The 18,761-nt window shown below is 68.3% G+C and carries 20 protein-coding genes; 2 read left to right on the forward strand and 18 right to left on the reverse strand.

Going from position 1 to position 18,761, the window contains the following annotated elements:
- Positions 1-281: 281 nt before the first annotated feature.
- From B551_RS22185 to B551_RS22250, 14 genes are all read right to left on the reverse strand, one after another.
- Positions 282-1,070 (reverse strand): enoyl-CoA hydratase/isomerase family protein, encoded by a 789-nt coding sequence (locus tag B551_RS22185; RefSeq protein WP_006578167.1) that lies wholly within the window; start codon positions 1,068-1,070, stop codon positions 282-284.
- 41 nt (positions 1,071-1,111) lie between these two features.
- Positions 1,112-2,083, reverse strand: a complete 972-nt coding sequence (locus tag B551_RS22190; protein ID WP_006578168.1) for an alpha/beta hydrolase — start codon at positions 2,081-2,083, stop codon at positions 1,112-1,114.
- A 3-nt stretch (positions 2,084-2,086) separates the two neighbouring features.
- The gene (locus B551_RS22195; RefSeq protein WP_006578169.1) at positions 2,087-3,694 is read right to left on the reverse strand and encodes a carboxyl transferase domain-containing protein; all 1,608 of its coding nucleotides are present in this window, start codon (positions 3,692-3,694) and stop codon (positions 2,087-2,089) included.
- Positions 3,695-3,809: 115 nt separating this feature from the next.
- Positions 3,810-4,280: a YchJ family metal-binding protein gene (locus B551_RS22200; RefSeq protein ID WP_023265039.1), complete on the reverse strand. Its 471-nt coding sequence runs from the start codon at positions 4,278-4,280 to the stop codon at positions 3,810-3,812.
- Positions 4,277-4,972 carry an HAD family phosphatase gene (locus B551_RS22205; RefSeq protein WP_006578171.1) on the reverse strand — a complete coding sequence of 232 codons (696 nt, stop codon included), beginning with the start codon at positions 4,970-4,972 and terminating at the stop codon, positions 4,277-4,279. The genes B551_RS22200 and B551_RS22205 overlap by 4 nt, the downstream gene beginning before the upstream one ends.
- Complete coding sequence (locus tag B551_RS22210) at positions 4,969-5,628, reverse strand: 2-hydroxychromene-2-carboxylate isomerase (protein ID WP_006578172.1); 660 nt, start codon at positions 5,626-5,628, stop codon at positions 4,969-4,971. The genes B551_RS22205 and B551_RS22210 overlap by 4 nt, the downstream gene beginning before the upstream one ends.
- Positions 5,629-5,716: 88 nt before the next feature.
- Complete coding sequence (locus tag B551_RS22215) at positions 5,717-6,847, reverse strand: acyl-CoA dehydrogenase family protein (protein ID WP_006578173.1); 1,131 nt, start codon at positions 6,845-6,847, stop codon at positions 5,717-5,719.
- Positions 6,848-6,854: 7 nt separating this feature from the next.
- A complete protein-coding gene (locus B551_RS22220; protein WP_006578174.1) occupies positions 6,855-7,535 on the reverse strand; it encodes an SDR family oxidoreductase in 681 nt (226 codons plus the stop codon).
- Between the two features lie 45 nt (positions 7,536-7,580).
- Positions 7,581-8,762, reverse strand: a complete 1,182-nt coding sequence (locus B551_RS22225) for an acetyl-CoA C-acetyltransferase (protein ID WP_023265040.1) — start codon at positions 8,760-8,762, stop codon at positions 7,581-7,583.
- A gap of 206 nt (positions 8,763-8,968) precedes the next feature.
- Entirely contained in the window at positions 8,969-9,640 is a 672-nt protein-coding gene (gene can, locus B551_RS22230) for a carbonate dehydratase (protein WP_006578377.1), read from the reverse strand.
- Complete coding sequence (gene aceK, locus B551_RS22235) at positions 9,637-11,454, reverse strand: bifunctional isocitrate dehydrogenase kinase/phosphatase (RefSeq protein WP_006578378.1); 1,818 nt, start codon at positions 11,452-11,454, stop codon at positions 9,637-9,639. The genes can and aceK overlap by 4 nt, the downstream gene beginning before the upstream one ends.
- 212 nt (positions 11,455-11,666) lie before the next feature.
- Positions 11,667-12,851 carry an isovaleryl-CoA dehydrogenase gene (locus tag B551_RS22240; protein WP_006578379.1) on the reverse strand — a complete coding sequence of 395 codons (1,185 nt, stop codon included), beginning with the start codon at positions 12,849-12,851 and terminating at the stop codon, positions 11,667-11,669.
- A gap of 72 nt (positions 12,852-12,923) precedes the next feature.
- On the reverse strand, positions 12,924-13,301 hold the full coding sequence (locus B551_RS22245) for a PaaI family thioesterase (RefSeq protein WP_231906353.1): 378 nt from the start codon (positions 13,299-13,301) through the stop codon (positions 12,924-12,926).
- Between the two features lie 284 nt (positions 13,302-13,585).
- Complete coding sequence (locus B551_RS22250; protein WP_006578381.1) at positions 13,586-14,056, reverse strand: MerR family DNA-binding transcriptional regulator; 471 nt, start codon at positions 14,054-14,056, stop codon at positions 13,586-13,588.
- A gap of 231 nt (positions 14,057-14,287) precedes the next feature.
- Between B551_RS22250 and B551_RS22255 the strand changes: the two genes are divergently transcribed.
- Both B551_RS22255 and B551_RS22260 read left to right on the forward strand, forming a co-directional pair.
- Complete coding sequence (locus B551_RS22255) at positions 14,288-15,367, forward strand: MBL fold metallo-hydrolase (RefSeq protein WP_006578382.1); 1,080 nt, start codon at positions 14,288-14,290, stop codon at positions 15,365-15,367.
- An 85-nt stretch (positions 15,368-15,452) separates the two neighbouring features.
- Positions 15,453-15,824, forward strand: coding sequence for an antibiotic biosynthesis monooxygenase (locus tag B551_RS22260; RefSeq protein ID WP_006578383.1), 372 nt, complete (start codon positions 15,453-15,455; stop codon positions 15,822-15,824).
- 28 nt (positions 15,825-15,852) lie between these two features.
- On the opposite strand, the gene B551_RS22265 is transcribed toward B551_RS22260, so the two are convergent.
- The 4 genes from B551_RS22265 to B551_RS22280 form a co-directional block, all read right to left on the reverse strand.
- Positions 15,853-16,689 (reverse strand): helical backbone metal receptor, encoded by an 837-nt coding sequence (locus B551_RS22265; RefSeq protein WP_006578384.1) that lies wholly within the window; start codon positions 16,687-16,689, stop codon positions 15,853-15,855.
- On the reverse strand, positions 16,689-17,528 hold the full coding sequence (locus tag B551_RS22270) for an SDR family oxidoreductase (protein WP_023265041.1): 840 nt from the start codon (positions 17,526-17,528) through the stop codon (positions 16,689-16,691). The genes B551_RS22265 and B551_RS22270 overlap by 1 nt, the downstream gene beginning before the upstream one ends.
- A gap of 95 nt (positions 17,529-17,623) precedes the next feature.
- Positions 17,624-18,259 carry a thiol:disulfide interchange protein DsbA/DsbL gene (locus B551_RS22275; RefSeq protein ID WP_006578386.1) on the reverse strand — a complete coding sequence of 212 codons (636 nt, stop codon included), beginning with the start codon at positions 18,257-18,259 and terminating at the stop codon, positions 17,624-17,626.
- An 85-nt stretch (positions 18,260-18,344) separates the two neighbouring features.
- Positions 18,345-18,761: SPOR domain-containing protein (locus B551_RS22280; protein ID WP_023265042.1), on the reverse strand; the 417-nt coding region annotated here is incomplete at its 5' end.

The raw sequence follows: 18,761 nt of genomic DNA on the forward strand, positions 1-18,761 counted from the left end.
TGCAAGGACTGGGTATCCAAGGGAGTCCTCCATGGTTGGCCAGCCGTGCGGGCGCCGGCCCGGGTAGGCCCGGACGGTGCGAGGAACGCGGCTGGATTGGGAGAACGCATGGTAGGAAGGTCCTTGCGGGCTTGGCAAACGGTGGTGAATTTGCGCGTTAGGGGCGTGTTGTCGTCAGATTCGTGGCATTTGGGCGATGAAACCGCGATCGCGCACCGGCGCGCGCGCATCTGCGCACATCGTCGCCGGCGGCATCGGGGACAGGACGGACCGCGACGACATCAGGCCGGCCGCCACGACGGGCTGCGCTTCTCGAGGAAGGAGCGCACGCCCTCGCGGCCCTCGTCCGAGGCGCGGATCGCCGCGATGCGCTCGGCGGTATCGGCCAGCAGGTCGTCGTCAATGGCCCGGCCGGCGATGTCCTGCACCAGCCGCTTGCTTTCGCGCACGGCGTTCGGGCTGTTGGCGACCAGCGCGGCGGTCAGCTCGGCCACCTTGGCGTCGAGCGCATCGGCCGGCACCGCCGCATGCACGAAGCCCAGCCGCAGCGCCTCGGCCGCATCGAAGCGTTCGGCGGTGATGAAGTAGCGGCGCGCCGCCTGCTCGCCCATCGCGCGGATCACGTACGGGCTGATCGTCGCCGGCAGCAGTCCCAGGCGCGCCTCCGACAGGCAGAAGTGCGCGTGGTCGGCCGCGATCGCGATATCGCAGGCGGCCACCAGACCGACGCCGCCGGCATAGGTGTCGCCGTGGATGCGCGCGATCACCGGCTTCGGACAGGCCCAGATCGTATGGAGCATCTGCGCGAGCTGCAGCGCGTCGGCGCGGTTCTCGTCGTGCGAGTAGCCGGCCATCTTCTTCATCCAGTTCAGGTCGGCGCCTGCGCAGAACGCGGGCCCCTGCCCGGCCAGCACGATCGCGCGGACCTCCGGCGTATCGCCCAGCGCGCGGAAGGCGCCGCTCAGTTCGGCGATCACGGTCTCGTTGAAGGCGTTGCGCACATCGGGGCGGTTCAGCGTCACCGTGGCGACATGGCGCTCGACAGTCACGGTCAGCGTGGTGAATTCCATCGTGGTCTCCTTGCAGTTCTGGCTTGGATTGGTGTGTCCGGCTATCGGCGCGCATCCTTCGGTGTGGCGGGCCGGTTCAACGGCCGCGGCTCGAAGCCCGCCTCGCGCAGCGCCTGCTCGGCCAGCGGCTTCCAGCGCGCCAGCCCCCGCGCGAACAGCTGATGGCCGTCCTGGCCGAAGGCCGGCAGCGCGTGGTACTTGCCGACGCCGCCGGCGCCGCGGAAGGCCTCGAACCATTGCGCCGGATACGGTCCCATGTAGCGGTCGTTGGTCGTGTAGATCCAGTGCGTCGGCACGCGCGCGCTGCGGCCATACTCGGCGAACAGCGCGGCCTGCTGCTCGGGCGCGCACGGCTCGCGCGGATGCAGCCGCGGATCGCCGCCGCCACCGCCGGCGAAGTTCAGCACCAGCCGGACGCCCGGCGGGTTCTTCGCCGCCAGCGCGATCACCGCCGCGCCGCCGAACGACTGGCCGACCAGCACGACGCGCGACACGTCGATCTCCGGGCGCGAGCGTGCCATCTCGATGACCTGCAGCACCTGCTGCGCGGCCACCTCGAAGCCCGGCCGATAGTTCTTGCGCGTGCAGCTGCCGGTGTTCTCGATGTCGTCGCCGCCGCTGGCGCCATAGCCGATCCGCGTCGGCACCAGCACCTGGAACCCGAGCGAGGCGAAATACGCGGCCTGCTCGGCCAGCCGCACGCGCCCGAGCCGGGCGCGCGCATAGGGATCGGGCGCGCGGCCATGGTTGAGCACCAGCAGCGGATAGCGCGCATGGCCCGGCTCGCGGAACGCCGAGACGACGATACGCTGCGCGACCTGCCTGCCATGCGCATCGGTCACCGTGACCGGCACCGACCAGGTCTCCTCGAGCGGCGCGGCGCCGGCCGGCAATGCGAACCCCGCGATCCCGGCGCTCCAGACCAGCAGGCACAGCGCCAGCCGGGCAATCGGCACGACCCGCACGAACTGCACGACATCACGGGCACCGCGCGCGCGGCAATGACGCAGCATCGCTTACATCCGGAACACGCCGAACTTCATCTCGTCGATCGGGGCATTGAGGCTCGCCGACAGGCCCAGGCCCAGCACCGTGCGGGTCTGCGCGGGGTCGATCACGCCGTCGTCCCACAGCCGCGCGCTGGCGTAGTATGGATGGCCCTGGTGTTCGTACTGTTCGCGGATCGGCCGCTTGAAGGCCTCCTCCTCGTCGGCGCTCCAGCTGCCGCCGCGGCCCTCGATGCCGTCGCGCCGCACGGTGGCCAGCACGCTGGCGGCCTGCTCGCCGCCCATCACCGAGATCCGCGCGTTCGGCCACATCCACAGGAAGCGCGGCGAATACGCGCGGCCGCACATGCCGTAGTTGCCGGCGCCGAACGAGCCGCCGATGATCACGGTGAACTTCGGCACCTGGGCGGTCGCCACCGCGGTCACCATCTTGGCGCCGTTGCGCGCGATGCCCTCGTTCTCGTACTTGCGGCCCACCATGAAGCCGGTGATGTTCTGCAGGAACACCAGCGGGATCTTGCGCTGGCAGCACAGCTCGATGAAGTGCGCGCCCTTGAGCGCCGATTCCGAGAACAGGATGCCGTTGTTGGCGACGATGCCGACCGGATAGCCCCAGATCCGCGCGAAGCCGCACACCAGCGTGGTGCCGTAGCGCGCCTTGAACTCGTCGAAGTCGGAATCGTCGACGATGCGGGCGATCACCTCGCGCACGTCGTAGGGCTTGCGCGTATCGGTCGGGATCACGCCGTACAGCTCCTCGGCCGGATAGCGCGGCTCGACCGGCGCGTGCAGCCGGATCTGGTCCGGCTTGCGGCGGTTCAGGTGCTGCACGATATTGCGCGCCAGCCCCAGCGCATGGGCGTCGTTCTGCGCGAAGTAGTCGGCCACGCCAGACAGCCGCGTATGCACGTCGGCGCCGCCCAGGTCCTCGGCGCTGACTTCCTCGCCGGTGGCCGCCTTGACCAGCGGCGGGCCGCCCAGAAAGATCGTGCCCTGGTTGCGGACGATGATGGACTCGTCGCTCATCGCCGGCACATAGGCGCCGCCGGCGGTGCACGAGCCCATCACCACGGCGATCTGCGGGATGCCCATCTTCGACAGATTGGCCTGGTTGTAGAAGATGCGGCCGAAGTGATCGCGGTCGGGGAACACGTCGTCCTGGTTCGGCAGGTTGGCGCCACCCGAGTCGACCAGGTAGATGCACGGCAGGTGGTTCTGCTCGGCGATCTCCTGCGCGCGCAGATGCTTCTTGACCGTCATCGGATAGTAGGTGCCGCCCTTGACCGTCGCGTCGTTGCACACGATCACGCATTCCTGCCCGGCCACGCGGCCGATGCCGGTAATGATGCCGGCGCCGGGCGCGGCATTGTCGTACATGTCGTACGCCGCCAGCTGCGACAGCTCCAGGAACGGCGTGCCCGGATCGAGCAGCTGCTGCACGCGCTCGCGCGGCAGCATCTTGCCGCGCGACAGATGCTTGTTGCGCGCATCTTCGCCACCGCCCTGCGCGACCTGGGCGATCTTCGCCTTCAGGTCGGCGACCAGGGCCTGCATCGCCTCGGCATTGGCCTTGAAGGCCTCGGAACGGGCATTGAGTTTGGATTCGAGCGTGGGCATCGGGTCTGTCTCTTCCTGATCTTGTGATGCGTTGCGTTGGATGGTCGCTTTGGATGGTCGCTTTGGATGGCGATACGCGGTGCGGTAATTCAGCGCACGGCGGCGGCCGCGGCGCTCATCGCGCTTCCCCGCGGATGTCCCCATCGAGGTACAGCCAGCGCGGCGCTTCGCCGCTCGCGCGCGGCTCGCGCACGAAGCGGCTGCGTTCGTGCAGCCGCGACGCGCGACCGCCGACCTTGTAGCGGGCGACGAACTCGACCTCGGCGTGCGTGTCGTCCTGCTGCTGGTGCGCGACAATGGTCAGGCCCAGCCACTGGGTACGCGGGCCGCGCTGGTCCTGCGCCGCTTCCTGCGCCGCTTCCTGCGCCATGTCCTGCTCCAGCGTCGCCGGGCAGGTCGACGGATGCCAGCTCTGGCGCAGCCACCGCGCGTCATTCAGCACGTAGGCGCTGTAGCGCGAGCGCATCAGCTGCTCGGCGGTCTCGGGCAGCGCCTCGCCGCGATGGAAGCGCCCGCAGCAGCCGGCGTAGCTGGCCCCGCCGCACGGGCAGGCGCCTTCGCGCGAAGGCGCTGCCGCCCGCTTCATGCCACCAGCTCCGGCAGTTGCCGCATGTCGGTGAAGATGGTCTGGGCGCCGGCCTCGCGCAGCATCGCGGCATCGTTGCGCGCGGCATAGCCGAACACCGTCATGCCGGCCGCCACGCCGGCGGTGATGCCGGCCGGGCTGTCTTCGACCACCGCGCAGCGCGACGGCTCCACCCCGATCGTGCGCGCCGCCAGCAGATAGACGTCGGGCGCGGGCTTGCTGCGCTCGACCTCGGTGGCGGAGAACACGTGCTCGCGCGGCTGGCCGTCGGCATCGTGCTGGAACAGCTCCAGCAGGCCGGTGCGCTTCAGTTGCAGCTTGACCTTGACGCGGTCGGCGCCCGAGGCGACGCACAGCGGCATGCCGGTCGCCGCGATCGCGGCGATCGCGTCGCGCACATGGGGCACGGCCTCGACCTCGGCCTCCAGCACTTCGTTGCGCCGGGCCAGCCAGTGCGACAGCCAGTTCTCCGGCAGCGGCGCGCCGCGCATCCGCTCGATGGTGTCGAGCTCCTCGCGCACGGCGCGGCCGAGGAACAGCGCGGTCGAGTCCTCCAGCGAGATCGCGATGCCCAGTTCGTTCAGCATCTGGTTCAGCACGCGGTTGACGATCGGTTCGCTGTCGACCAGCACGCCGTCGCAATCGAAGATCACGCAGTCGAAGCGGCGGGAGGGGGAAGCACTGAGGGTCATGCGGGTTTCTTTTCCTTGAAATCGGGGGACGGCACGGCCCGCAACTCGGTGGGCGTGCCGCTCTTGAGCAGGGCCTCGATCTGGTCGAAGCGGTCGAAGCCCCAATAGGGTTCGCCATCGACGATGACGAAGGGCGAGCCGAACACGCCCTTGGCCATCGCCACCTCCATCTCGGCCTTCAGCTGGTCCTTGATCGGCTGGCTGCTGGCGCCGGCGTCCATCGCGGTGGCGTCGATCTCCAGCGCCGCGGCGATCTTCACCAGTTCGGCCGGCTCGGCGATGTTGATGTCGTCGACGAAGTAGGCGTGGTACACCGCCTTGGCGAAGCGCACCGCCACGTCGGCGGCATGATGGTTCTGCAGCCACAGCATCGCGCGCGCGGCCTGCGTGGTCGGCAGCGGGAAGTTCGACGGCCGGCGGTAGGCAATGCCGTGGTGGCGCGCGGTGCGTTCGAAATCGCGCCAGCTGTAGTCGCCCTTGAGCGGAATCTGCGGCAGCGGCGCCATGCCGGTGGTCTTGAACACCACGCCGAGCAGGATCGGATGCCACGCCACGCTGCGGCCGTACTGGCGCGCGAGGTCGTCGATGCGCGTGCTGGCGAAGTAGCCGTAGGGCGACGAGAAATCGAAATAGAAGTCGATCGGGGCAGCGGTCATGTCAGGTCCTCGGCAAGGGAAACGGCGAACGGAACGGCAGGAACGGCACGAAACAGCAGGGGCGGCAAATGCCTCGCGTGGGCGCGGCTCACGCCAGCGCCCGCGCGATCAGCATCTTCTGGATGTCGCTGGTGCCCTCGTAGATCTGGCAGACACGCACATCGCGGTAGATCCGCTCGACCGGGAAGTCGCTGACATAGCCATAGCCGCCAAACACCTGGATCGCATCCGAGCAGACCGCCTCGGCCATCTCGCTGGCATTGAGCTTGGCCATCGCGGCCTCCTTCAGGCAGGGCCGGCCGGCGTCCTTCAGAGAGGCGGCATGCCAGATCATCTGGCGCGCGACCTCGATGCGCGTGGCCATCTCGGCCAGGCGGAACTGCACCGCCTGATGCGCGAACAGCGGCTGGCCGAAGCTCTCACGTTCCTTTGAATAGGCCAGCGCCGCCTCGAACGCCGCGCGCGCCATGCCGACGCTCTGCGCGGCGATGCCGATGCGCCCGCCCTCGAGGCCGGACAGCGCCATCTTGTAGCCCGCGCCCTCCTCGCCCAGCAGATTGGCGGCCGGCACGCGGCAATCCTCGAACACGATCTGCGCGGTGTCCGACGAATGCTGGCCGAGCTTGTCTTCCAGCCGCGCGACGACATAGCCCGGCGTATCGGTCGGCACCAGGAAGGCGCTGATGCCGCGCTTGCCGGCGGCCTTGTCGGTGACCGCCATCACGATCGCCACGTCGGCGTGCTTGCCGCTGGTGATGAACTGCTTGACGCCGTTCAGCACGTAATGATCGCCGTCGCGCGTCGCGGTGGTGCGCAGCGCCGCGGCGTCCGAGCCGACATGGGGCTCGGTCAGGCAGAACGCGCCGAGCATCTCGCCCCGTGCCAGCGGCACCAGCCACTGCTGCTTCTGCGCCTCGTCGGCGAACGCCATCAGCATGCTGCAGACCGGGCAGTTGTTGACGCTGATCACCGTCGAGGTGCCGCCGTCGCCGGCCGCGATCTCTTCGAGGATCAGCGCCAGCGACAGGTAGTCGAGGCCCGCGCCGCCGTAGGCCTCGGGCACGGCGACGCCATAGGTGCCCATCGCCGCGAGCTCGCGGTGGACTTCCTTCGGGAACGTCTTGTCGCGATCCCACGCGGCGGCCTGCGGCGCGATGACCTCCTGGGCAAACTGCCGCACCGCGTCGCGGATCATTTCCTGTTCGGGACTGAGCAGCATCGGGACCTCACCAGGGCAGCACGCTGCCGTCGTAGTTGCGAAAACAGCCGTTGTCCTGCGCGGTGGCGCCGGCCAGCACGCGGCGCAGGCCGGACACGCTCTGCTGCGGCGTCAGGTCGGCGCCCGCGCCGCCCATGTCGGTACGGACCCAGCCCGGATGCAGCGCCAGGCAGACCGCATGGCGCGCGTCGAGCGACACCGACTTGAGCGCCGCGTTGACCGCCGCCTTGCTGACGCGATACAGCCAGCTGCGGTTGCTTTCCATCGCGCCGATGCTGCCCATGCGCGAGGACAGCACCGCCAGCACGCCGCCCTTGCCGCCGCGGCCGGTCTCGACGAAGGGCAGCACCAGCGGCAGCGCCATCATCGGCCCCAGCACATTGGCATGCATCACGTCGTCGAACTCCTCGGCCGAGACCGGCTGCGCGCCCTCGGTGCGCGGGCCGATCACGCCGGCGTTGTAGACCGCCACGTCGAGCGATTCGCCGTCGAGCGTCCAGCCCAGGCCCGCGACCTGATCGGCCTCGGCCAGGTCGACGCGGTGCGCCTCCGCGCCCAGCGATTTCAGTGCGGCCAGCCCCTCGTCGCTGCGGGCGGTGGCGATCACGCGCCAGCCGTCGGCGCGGTACTGGCGGACGAACTCCAGGCCGATGCCGCGCGAGGCGCCCAGTATCAGTGCGGTTGGCAAGCTAGCCTCCTGTCGGGTCGTTCAGGGATCGGCGTTGAAGGCGGCTCAGACCAGCTCGATGCCGACCGCCGTGGCCTCGCCGCCGCCGATGCACAGGCTGGCCACGCCGCGCTTGCCGCCGGTCTTGCGCAGCGCGCCGATCAGCGTGGTCATGATGCGCGCGCCGGAGGCGCCGATCGGATGGCCCAGCGCACAGGCGCCGCCGTGGATATTGACCTTGTCGCGCGGAATCTTCAGTTCGTGCATCGCCGCCATCGGCACCACGGCGAAGGCCTCGTTGATCTCGAACAGGTCGACGCTGTCGCTGTTCCAGTCGAGCTTGCGATACAGCTTGGCGATCGCCTCGACCGGCGCGGTGGTGAACCAGCCCGGCGCCTGCGCATGGCTGCTATGGCCGAGCATGCGCGCCAGCGGCTGCAGGCCCAGCGCCTTGGCGGTCGACTCGCGCATCATCACCAGCGCGGCGGCGCCGTCGTTGATCGACGACGACGAGGCGGCGGTGATGGTGCCGTCCTTGGCGAACGCGGGCTTGAGCGACGGGATCTTGTCGACCTTGATGCGGCGCGGACCTTCGTCGGTGTCGATCACCACGTCGCCGCCCTTGGCCGCCACCGTGACCGGCGCGATCTCCCAGCGGAAATCGCCGCGTTCGGTGGCCTGCTGCGCGCGCCGCACGCTCTCCATCGCGAACGCGTCCTGCGCCTCGCGCGTGAAGCCGTACTTGGCCGCGCAATCCTCGCCGAAGGTGCCCATCGCGCGGCCCTTCTCGTAGGCATCCTCCAGACCGTCGAGCATCATGTGGTCATAGATCATGCCGTGACCGATCCGGTAGCCGCCGCGGCCCTTCGGAATCAGGTACGGGGCGTTGGTCATGCTCTCCATGCCGCCGGCCACCGCGATCTCGTACGAGCCCGCCACCAGGCTGTCGTAGACCGTCATCGCGGCGCGCATGCCGGAGCCGCACATCTTGTTGACGGTGGTACAGGCGACCGACAGCGGCAGCCCCGCGCCCAGCGCGGCCTGGCGCGCCGGCGCCTGGCCCTGGCCGGCCGGCAGCACGCAGCCGAACACCACCTCCTGGACCTGCTCCGGCTGGATGCCGGCGCGCTCGATCGCCGCGCGGATCGCGACGGCCCCAAGCTGCGGCGCCGTGACGCTGGCGAACTCACCCTGGAATGCGGCCATCGGGGTGCGGGCCGCGGATACGATGACGATCGGGTCTTGCATGGTGGTCTCCTTGCTTGCTGTCCTGCGGTTTTGGTTACTCCCCTCTCCCGCTTGCGGGAGAGGGGTCGGGGGAGAGGGAAAGCGGTCGTTCTGCCGACGCCTTCAGCGCTTGCCAGCGCCCCTCCCTCTCCCCCAGCCCCTCCCCCGCAAGCGGGGGAGGGGAGCGTGTCATCGGCGCGCTTGACGCCTCGCCACTCAATCCTTCCTCACCGCACCGGAATATGCGGCGGGTCCCCGTACTGCCGGTAGGCCGCCTGCAGTTGCGTGCGCAGTTCCTCGTTGCTGCTGGCCGCCATGCCGAGATCGCGCAGCAGGCCGTCGGACACGCCGTAGATCCAGCCGTGCACCGTGACCTGCTGGCCGCGCGCCCAGGCGTCCTGGATCACCGTGGTCTGGCAGACGTTGTTGACCTGCTCGATCACGTTGAGCTCGCACAGGCGGCTGTGGGCGTCGTCCTCGCGCACGATGGTGCCGAGGTAGGCGTCGTGCTTGTCCGCCACGTCCCGCACATGGCGCAGCCAGTTGTCGACCAGGCCCACGCGCTCGCGCTTGAGCGCGACCTTGACGCCGCCGCAGCCGTAGTGGCCGACCACGGTGATATGGCGCACCTTCAGCACCTCGACCGCGAACTGGATCACCGACAGCGCGTTCAGGTCGCTGTGCGCAATGACGTTGGCGATATTGCGATGGACGAACACCTCGCCGGGGGCCAGGCCCAGGATCTGGTTGGCCGGCACGCGCGAGTCCGAGCAGCCGATCCACAGGTATTCGGGCGCCTGCTGGTTGGCCAGGCTGGTGAAGAAGTTTGGATCTTCCGCGTTGACGCGGTCGACCCATTCGCGGTTGTTGCGAAACAGCTGGGCGATGGCGTCAGTCATGCTGCCCTCCTTGCCGGCTCGTCGCCGGTTTCGGTTGGGCCATATCGATGGATGAAGCGTTCCGATGCATGGTAGGCGTAAAAGTCATGAACGTGTCCGGCCAGCAGCCGGTCCTTGTGTCCCTGCCACAGGGCAGGTTCGAAAAAGTCCGCATGGTGCCGCAGGAAGGCCGCGCGCACGCGCGGGTCTCCCAGCAGGAAGGTGCGGAAGGTTTCGGGAAAGATGTCGTGGCGGCCGACGCTGTACCAGACCTCGCCCGACATCTCCTCTTCCTCGTTGCGCGGGGCCGGTACGTGGCGGATATTGCAGTCGGTCAGGTATTCGATCTCGTCGTAGTCGTAGAACACCACGCGCCCATGGCGCGTGACGCCGAAATTCTTGTACAGCATGTCGCCCGGGAAGATATTGGCCGCCATCAGCTCCTTGATCGCATTGCCGTACTCGATGATGCCGTGCTCGACCTGCTCGTCGGTGCCTTCCTGCAGGTAGATGTTCAGCGGCGTCATGCGGCGCTCGATATAGAGATGGCGCACCACGATTTCCTCGGTGCCGTCCTTGGCGCGCTGGTATTCGATCATCGACGGCGCATGCTCGTGCAGCTCGCGCACCAGCGCATCGTCGAAGCGCGACAGCGGAAAGGCGACGTCCGAATATTCCAGCGTGTCCGCCATGCGGCCGACGCGGTCGTGCTGCTTGACCAGCTGGTACTTCGACTTGATCAGCTCGCGCGTGGTTTCCTTCGGCGCCGGATAGAAGTCCTTGATCACCTTGAACACATAGGGATAGGACGGCAGCGTGAACACCAGCATCACCAGCCCGCGGATGCCGGGGGCGATGATGAACTTGTCCGACGAATGCTGCAGGTGGTGCAGGAAGTCGCGGTAGAACAGGTTCTTGCCCTGCTTCTGCAAACCCAGCGACGTATAGATTTCCGCGCGCGGCTTGCGCGGCATGATGTCGCGCAGGAAGGTCACGTAGGCCGACGGGATTTCCATGTCGACCATGAAATACGAATGCGTGAACGAGAACAGGATCAGCAGCTGTTCCTTGCGCAGCAGCACCGTGTCCAGCGCGAGCTTGCCCGACGGCCCGTGCACGATCGGAATCGCCAGCGGGTAGGTACGGTCGCCGTTCAGCAGGCGGCCGATGATGAAGGCCGACTTGTTGCGGAAGAACAGCGACGACAGTACGTGGATCTGGAAATTGGGCGCGATGCGGAAGTCGCCCAGGTGCTCGGTGACCGCGCGCACCACATAGCCGATATCGCGCTTCAGGTCCTCGTACGGCCGCTCGAGCTGGAAGTTGTGCACGATCCGTTCGAAGCAGTCGGCCATGCCCTCGCGGCTGCCCGGATAGTAGGCGCGGAAGGTCGGCCTGGTCGGCGACTCCTCGTTCTCGATGTATTCGGTCGAGATCGCCGGACGCACGAAGATGAAATCGTTGTTGAAGTACGAGCGGTGCAGGATGCGGGTGAAGACCGAATTGAAGAAGGTCTCGGCGAGCTCCGGCTGATGGTGGTTGGTCAGCAGCCCGATGTAATGCAGCTTGATCTGCTGCCAGATCTCGTCCTCGATCCGCTCGGCGTCGTACTCGTCCTCGAGGATCACCGTGGTCTCGCGCACGCGTTCGTTGTAGAACGCGATGCGGTCGCGCTGCAGCTGCTGCAGCCCCGCCCAGTCGCCGGCCTCGAAACGGACCTTGGCCTCGATGCTGACCTCGCGAAACAGCCGGTAGTGCTTGTCGAACCCGTCCAGCATGGTGCGCGCCACATCGTAGGCGATCTGCGACGACAGCAGTTTCGGGAAGTGGGACATGGCTGGGGCGGACTACCTGGGCGGGTCAGAATCGGGACGCGGATCCGGCTGGACATCGGCGGGAAACCTGCATGCGGCGCTCGCCGCGGGCGAGACCGGATATCAGGGGTGATTGTAAGCGCTTCGCGCGTGGCATCGGTGGCGCCGCCCACCGTGGAGCGGCGCACCGTACACCCCGCTTTCCTTCTCTTTACCTCGTCATCGCCTCGTCATTACATCGTTTCCGCGAACAGCTCCCGGCCGATCAGCATGCGGCGGATCTCCGAGGTGCCGGCGCCGATCTCGTACAGCTTGGCGTCGCGCCACAGGCGGCCAACCGGATACTCGTTGATATAGCCGTTGCCGCCCAGGATCTGCACCGATTCGCCGGCCATCCACGTGGCCTTCTCGGCCGTATAGAGGATCACCGCGGCGCAGTCCTTGCGCACCTGGCGCACGTGCTCGCTGCCAAGCGCGTCCAGGTTCTTGCCGACGGTATACAGATAGCTGCGCGCGGCCTGCAGCGTGGTGTACATGTCGGCGACCTTGCCCTGGATCAGCTGGAATTCGCCGATGCTCTGGCCGAACTGCTTGCGGTCGTGGATGTACGGCGTCACCACGTCCATGCACGCCTGCATGATGCCGACCGGGCCGCCGGACAGCACCGCGCGTTCGTAGTCCAGGCCGCTCATCAGCACCCTGGCGCCGCCGTTCTCGGCGCCAAGGATGTTCTCGGCCGGCACCTCGACGTCCTGGAACACCAGCTCGCCGGTATGCGAGCCGCGCATGCCGAGCTTGTCCAGCTTCTGCGCCACCGAGAAGCCCTTCATGCCCTTCTCGACGATGAAGGCCGTCATGCCGCGCGCGCCGAGCTCCGGTTCGGTCTTGGCGTAGACCACCAGCACGTCGCAGTCCGGACCGTTGGTGATCCACATCTTGGTGCCGTTCAGCACGTAGTGGTCACCCTTGCGATCGGCGCGCAGCTTCATGCTGACCACGTCCGAGCCGGCATTGGGTTCGCTCATCGCCAGCGCCCCGATCCAGTCGCCGGACACCAGCTTGGGCAGGTATTTCGCCTTCTGCGCCGGCGTGCCGTTGCGATGGATCTGGTTGACGCACAGGTTCGAGTGCGCGCCGTAGGACAGGCCGACCGAGGCGGAGGCGCGGCTGATCTCCTCCATCGCGATCATGTGGGCCAGATAGCCCATATTGGCGCCGCCGTACTCCTCGGCGACGGTGATGCCCAGCACGCCGAGGTCGCCCATCTTCTTCCAGCAGTCCATCGGAAACTGGTCGGTGCGGTCGATCTCGGCCGCGCGCGGTGCCAGCTCGGCCTGGGCCCAGGACTGCACGGACTCGCGCAGCATCTCGATGTCTTCACCCAGGTCGAACTTCAGGCCTGGCAGGGTCGCGGTCATGGTTTGTCTCCTATTTCCTCGTGGAATCCGGATTCGATACGGAATGGGTCGATGCTGGGCGGACGCGGGAATTCAGACGTGATCGAGCGTGCGCACCACACACAGGGTCATCAGCATCGTCGCCACCGCCTTGCGGGTGCCGCCGGTCTCGGTAAATACGTCGCCCTGGGCGACGATCAGCGTGCGGCCGGGCTTCAGCACCCGTCCCACGGCGATCAGCCGCTCGCCTTTGGCGGGCGACAGCAGATTGATCTTGTACTCGGCGGTCAGTCCCGCCTCGCCTTCGCCGACCATCGACAGCGCGGCATAGCCGCAGGCGCTGTCGGCCAGCGCGCCAACCACGCCGCCGTGGAAAAAGCCGTGCTGCTGCGTCACGCCTTCGGACCACGGCATCGCCAGTTCGACCTCGCCGCGCTCGACGCGGACCAGCTCGGCGCCGAACGTCGCCATCAGGCCCTGGCGGGCGAAACTGGCGGCGATCGCCTCGGCGCGGCCCGGCGGCAAGTCGGCGCCGGCGCGTGCGGAAACGTCCGCGGCGAGGTCTGGGGCAACGCCGGCAGCAACGTCGGCAGCGGCATCTGTAGCAAGATCCGTGGCGGAATTCGGCATGGCAGCTTCCTGTCGGCGCCCGCACCGCGCGCTGCGGTGGGCTGTCGGCTTATTTTATTTACGTTTACGTAAACGTCAATCAAATTTGTCGGAAAGCAGGATGACGAAGGTGGCATCGGCCACATTCAGGCGCCGGCTGCGCCCTCGTGCTCGGGTGCGGCCGCCGCCAGCAACGCGCGGCATTGGCGCTCGTGCTGGTCGATCTCGGCCAACTGCGCCTGCAGGTCCTCCATCTGCCGCTCCAGCGCCTGGCGGTGCTGCGCCAGCGAGGCCAGGAAGCGCTCGAGCTGGGGCACCGTATCGCGCGGCGACTCGTACAGGTCCAGGATCTCGCGGATCTCGTTCAGCGTCAGGCCGAGCCGCTTGCCGCGCAGCGTCAGCTTCAGCCGGGTGCGCTCGCGGCCGCTGTAGAGCCGCTGCCTGCCCCCGGCGCCGACGCGATCGGGCGACAGCAGGCCCTGGTCCTCGTAGAAGCGGATGGCGCGCGGCGTGATGTCGAACTCGCGCGCCAGTTCGGTGATGGTGTACGTGGTGCCGGCGGTAGCGTTGGCGGGCTGGCCGATCGGCGCGGGAGGCTGGGTGGCGGAGCTGGGCATGGGCGCCTGTAAAAGAGAACGAACGTTCGATACGCGTGGGCGTTTTCGCTTAAGATGGCAACAGGCCGTCCGAATTGACGTTTACGTTAGCGTCAAGCAGCGCGCCTGGCAACCGCCCGGCGCCGTCCCGGCCACGCCGCCGTGCCGGCGCATTGCATGCCCCCGGCGTCCGGCATCCGGATCCACGACGAGAAAGCCCACCGCAGGGCTTCGCAACCGAGAGACTCCCCGATGAACGCACTCGAACACCAACTCCAATACCCGTTCGGCGAGACCATGCCCGAGCCCGGCGCGCGCCAGCAGGTGGCCCCCGGCGTCTACTGGCTGCGCATGCCGCTGCCGTTCGCGCTGGACCATATCAATCTGTGGCTGGTGAGCGATCGCGTGGACGGGCGCGACGGCTGGACCGTGATCGATTGCGGCATCACCAACGACACCATCAAGGCGCACTGGGAGACGGTCTTCGCCAACGAGCTCGAAGGCCTGCCGGTACTGCGCGTGCTGGTTACGCATTGCCATCCCGACCACGTGGGCCTGGCGCACTGGCTGTGCCAGCGCTGGGACGCGCGGCTGTGGATGAGCCTGGGCGACTATATGAGCGCGCGCGTGATGAGCGGCGGCAATGGCGTCGGCTCGAACGCCGGCGGCGACTTCGCCGCCAGCCACTTCGCGCGGCACGGCCTGGCCGATCCCGACAGCCTGGAAAAGCTGCGCGCCCGCAAGAGCTACTACGCGACGCTGGTGCCCGACCTGCCGACGCAGTACCGCCGGCTGATGGAAGGCGACACGGTGACGATGGGCACCGAACCGGCGGCCGCGAGCTGGCGCGTGATCACCGGCTACGGCCACGCGCCCGAACACGTCGCGCTGTACAACGCCGAGCTCAAGGTACTGATCTCCGGCGACATGGTGCTGCCGCGGATCTCGACCAACGTCAGCGTGTTCGACATGGAGCCCGAGGCCAACCCGCTGGCGCTCTATCTGCGCTCGCTCGACCGCTACCAGGACCTGCCCGAGGACACGCTGGTGCTGCCCTCGCACGGCCGGCCGTTCCGCAACCTGCAGACGCGCATCGGGCAGCTGCGCGAACACCATGTCGAGCGCCTGGCCGAGACCCGCGCCGCCTGCGCGGAAAAGCCTTGCAGCGCGCGCGATATCGTCAACGTGATCTTCCGCCGCCAGTTCGACATCCACCAGATGACCTTCGCGATGGGCGAGGCGCTGGCCCACCTGCACGTGCTGTGGCATGCCGGCGAGCTGCGGCGCGCCATCGACGACGATGGCATCATCCGGTTCCGGGCCAACGCCTGAATTGCCGCCGGAGTTGCCGCCGGCGGTGCCGCCTGGATTGCCCGTCTGAATCGCCCACCTTGACCGACGCCTGGATTCCGATCCCATGTCCGCCATCGACAGCGCCTTTGCCCAGACCCCGCCGCCGCCCTACTACGCGGTGATCTTCACGTCCACGCGCACTGGCGCGGACGTGGGCGGGGCCAACCACGAGGCCGACTACGGCGCGATGGCACAGCGGATGGTGGAGCTGGCCGCGACCATGCCCGGCTTTCTCGGCGTCGAGTCGGTGCGCGACGGCGGCACGCCCGGCGCGCCCGGCATCACGGTGTCGTACTGGCGCTCGCTCGAGGACATCGCCGCCTGGCAGGCGCATGCCGAACACCGGGTCGCGCAGCGCCTGGGACGCGAGCGCTGGTATCAGGGCTTCCAGCTGCGCGTCAGCAAGGTCGAGCGGGCCTACGGATTCGAGCGCTGATCTCGCCGTCGCCATCGCGACGGCGGCCTCAAGCCTGGCGCGCCAGCGTCTCCAGGTACGCCAGCCCATCGATCGCGCGGCTGCCGTACCACGACACCATCTCCCCATCGACCAGCAGCACCGGCAGGCCGAGCTGGCGCTCCAGCGCATCGGCGTGGTCCTCGGTGAAGCGATAGGGCTCGCTCGACAGCAGCACCAGGTCGAGCTCGCGCACCAGCGCCTCGCTCCAGCGGAAGGTCGGATAGCGCTGGCCGGGCGCATTGGGCCGCGCGCAATCGCCGCCGGTGCAGGCCTGCAGCGCCTGGCCGGCATCGCCGGGCCAGGTCTGCCAGCCGATCAGCGCCAGCATGCGGCTGATATAGGTGTCGCGCGACACCGTCATCCATGGGTCCTGCCAGATCGCGTACAGCACGCTGCGAGTCGGCCAGGTGCGCGCCTCCAGCCGCGCCAGCCCCTGCTCCAGCCGCGCGCATAGCGCCTGCGCCTGCGCCTCGCGATCGAAGATGCCGCCCAGCAGCCGGTACAGCTCGAGGTTGTCGCGCGGCGCGCACGGATGGGTCACGATCACGTTCGGCACGAAGCCGCGGATCTCCTCCACGGTCTCGCGCCGGTTCTCGTCGATATTGACGACCACATGGGTCGGCGCCAGCGCGCGCAGCTTGTCCAGCTGCACGTCCTTGGTGCCGCCGACCTTGGCGACCGCGCGCACCTGCGGTTCGGGATGGATGCAGAAGCCGGTCCGCGCCACCAGCCGATCGCCGAGTCCCAGCGCAAACAGCAGTTCGGTGACCGACGGCACCAGCGAGGCGATCCGCGCCTCAGCAGCGGCGCGCGGGTGTGGCTGGCCCAGCGCGTCGCGCCACATCACGGGCTCCCGTTGCCGTCGGCGGCGGGGTCTGCGGGAGCGTCCGGCCGTTCCGGCTGGCGGGGCTTGCGTGGCGCGCGCGTGAACAGCGCGTCGTAGAGCCAGCGCGGCAGCACGTGCAGCACCGAGGCGACCACGCCCATCTGCCACGGCACCACGGCAAAGCGCCGGCCCGCGGCGATCGCCCGCACCGCCTTGCGCGCGAACGCGTCGGCGTCCATCAGGAACGGCATCGGATACGGATTGCGCGCGGTCATCGGCGTGCGGATATAGCCCGGCGCGATGGTGACCACGCGGATCCGGTGCGGCCGCTGCTCCAGCCGCAGGCTCTCGAGCAGCTTGATCACCGCCGACTTCGAGGCACTGTACGCGCCCGCGCCCGGCAGTCCGCGCACGCCGGCCACGCTGGCGATGCCGACCAGCGTGCCGCGCCACTCGCGCGGCCCCACGTCTCTCGCCTGCATCGGCGCCAGGAACGGCTGGAAGGTGGTCAGCACGCCGAACCAGTTGGTGTCCATCACCGCGCGAAAGGCTTCAAGGTCTTCGCGTTCGCTGGCCACCGTGCCGACCGACACGCCGGCGTTGGCGATCACGATATCGGGACAGCCGAAGTGGTCGAGGAAGTCCTGCGCGGCGCCGAGCATCGCGTCGGCATCGCGCACGTCGGCCGCATAGACGCGGGCGGCATTGGGATTGGGCAGGGTGGCAACGAACGCGCGCAGGGCATCGTCGCGGCGGCCGACCAGGCCTAGAATCGCGCCCTGCCGGGCGTATTCGCGCGCCAGGGCCTGGCCGATTCCGCTCGATGCGCCGGTGAGAAAGACTTTGACGGGTCGCATCGGGCGGCGGGGGAAGGAGAAGGACGAAGCGGAAGCAATGCGCGCTCAGCCGTTGGCCGGCCGTTCTGCGGCGGCAACGGCGGCGCGCAACGTCATCACAGCTTCTTGTCGCGGACCTGGGTCACCAGGTAGTCCATCGTCTGCAGCGCGGCGCCCTTGCTGCCCGCGATGGACGGCGAGGTCACGTACTTGCCCTGGATCACGATGGTCGGCACGCCGTCGATCTTGTAGGCGTCGGCGATCTTGTTGGCGCGCGTGGTGTTGGTCGACACCGAGAACGAGTTGTAGGCCTCCAGGAAGGCCTTGCGGTCGATGCCGTTCCTGGCCATCAGATCGGCGATCTCGTTCGGGTCCAGCAGGCGCTTGCGCTCGGCGTGGATCGCGCTGAAGACCTTGCCGTGCATGGCCTCGAGCTTGCCCATCGATTCGAGCGCGTAATAGATGCGGGTATGCGGCAGCAGGTCGTCGCGGAAGGCCACCGGCACGCGCTTGAAGACCACGTCCTTGCCCTGCTTCTTGACCCAGCCTTCGATCTCGGGCTCGAAGTCGTAGCAGTGCGGGCAGCCGTACCAGAAGAACTCGGTGACTTCGATCTTGCCCGCGGTGACGGGCTGGGCCGCCTTCAGGACCTGGTATTCCTTGCCTTCGGCCGGCGCGGCCTGGGCGGGCGATGCCATCATCAGTCCCGCGGCGGCGGCGAGCGTGGCGAACAAGGCGGCGATTTTCTTCATGGCGCGAGAGAAAAGTGAAACGGTGTGCGTATGACAGCGATGCGCCGCGCGGGTTCAGCCCGCCCCGGCGCCGCCGCCTCCTGGCTTACTGCTTGGTGAAGCGGATCACCGACGCCTCGAAACCGGCCGATTGCAGGCGGTCGCGCGCGCGGTTCATGTCTTCGATCTTGTTGTACGGGCCGAGCCGTACGCGGTACAGCTTGACGCCATTGACCTCGCGGTCGGTGACCCTGGCCTCGAAGCCCTGCATCGCCAGGTTGGCCTTCTGCCGGTTGGCGTCGTCCTGCGAGCGGAAGGCGCCGACCTGCAGCAGATAGCCGACCTTGTTGGCGTCGGCCTGGGCAATCTCGGCGATCGGATCGGCCACGGCACGCTCGGCGGGCTTTTCGGCCGGCTTCTCGGCGGGCTTTTCGGCCGGCTTCTCCGCGGTCTTCGGCGCGGGCTTGACCGCTTCCTCCGGCGTCGGCGCGGGCCTGGCCGCCGGCGGGGCGGCGGGCTCCCG

It is taken from the genome of Cupriavidus sp. HPC(L) (genome assembly GCF_000307735.3).
GTDB lineage: Bacteria > Pseudomonadota > Gammaproteobacteria > Burkholderiales > Burkholderiaceae > Cupriavidus.

Coding starts and splice junctions, on each gene's coding strand:
- B551_RS22185 (WP_006578167.1), bottom strand. CDS start 1,070: ATGGAATTCACCACGCTGACCGTGACTGTCGAGCGCCATGTCGCCACG.
- B551_RS22190 (WP_006578168.1), bottom strand. CDS start 2,083: ATGCTGCGTCATTGCCGCGCGCGCGGTGCCCGTGATGTCGTGCAGTTC.
- B551_RS22195 (WP_006578169.1), bottom strand. CDS start 3,694: ATGCCCACGCTCGAATCCAAACTCAATGCCCGTTCCGAGGCCTTCAAG.
- B551_RS22200 (WP_023265039.1), bottom strand. CDS start 4,280: ATGAAGCGGGCGGCAGCGCCTTCGCGCGAAGGCGCCTGCCCGTGCGGC.
- B551_RS22205 (WP_006578171.1), bottom strand. CDS start 4,972: ATGACCCTCAGTGCTTCCCCCTCCCGCCGCTTCGACTGCGTGATCTTC.
- B551_RS22210 (WP_006578172.1), bottom strand. CDS start 5,628: ATGACCGCTGCCCCGATCGACTTCTATTTCGATTTCTCGTCGCCCTAC.
- B551_RS22215 (WP_006578173.1), bottom strand. CDS start 6,847: ATGCTGCTCAGTCCCGAACAGGAAATGATCCGCGACGCGGTGCGGCAG.
- B551_RS22225 (WP_023265040.1), bottom strand. CDS start 8,762: ATGCAAGACCCGATCGTCATCGTATCCGCGGCCCGCACCCCGATGGCC.
- can (WP_006578377.1), bottom strand. CDS start 9,640: ATGACTGACGCCATCGCCCAGCTGTTTCGCAACAACCGCGAATGGGTC.
- aceK (WP_006578378.1), bottom strand. CDS start 11,454: ATGTCCCACTTCCCGAAACTGCTGTCGTCGCAGATCGCCTACGATGTG.
- B551_RS22240 (WP_006578379.1), bottom strand. CDS start 12,851: ATGACCGCGACCCTGCCAGGCCTGAAGTTCGACCTGGGTGAAGACATC.
- B551_RS22245 (WP_231906353.1), bottom strand. CDS start 13,301: ATGGCGACGTTCGGCGCCGAGCTGGTCCGCGTCGAGCGCGGCGAGGTC.
- B551_RS22250 (WP_006578381.1), bottom strand. CDS start 14,056: ATGCCCAGCTCCGCCACCCAGCCTCCCGCGCCGATCGGCCAGCCCGCC.
- B551_RS22255 (WP_006578382.1), top strand. CDS start 14,288: ATGAACGCACTCGAACACCAACTCCAATACCCGTTCGGCGAGACCATG.
- B551_RS22260 (WP_006578383.1), top strand. CDS start 15,453: ATGTCCGCCATCGACAGCGCCTTTGCCCAGACCCCGCCGCCGCCCTAC.
- B551_RS22265 (WP_006578384.1), bottom strand. CDS start 16,689: ATGTGGCGCGACGCGCTGGGCCAGCCACACCCGCGCGCCGCTGCTGAG.
- B551_RS22270 (WP_023265041.1), bottom strand. CDS start 17,528: ATGCGACCCGTCAAAGTCTTTCTCACCGGCGCATCGAGCGGAATCGGC.
- B551_RS22275 (WP_006578386.1), bottom strand. CDS start 18,259: ATGAAGAAAATCGCCGCCTTGTTCGCCACGCTCGCCGCCGCCGCGGGA.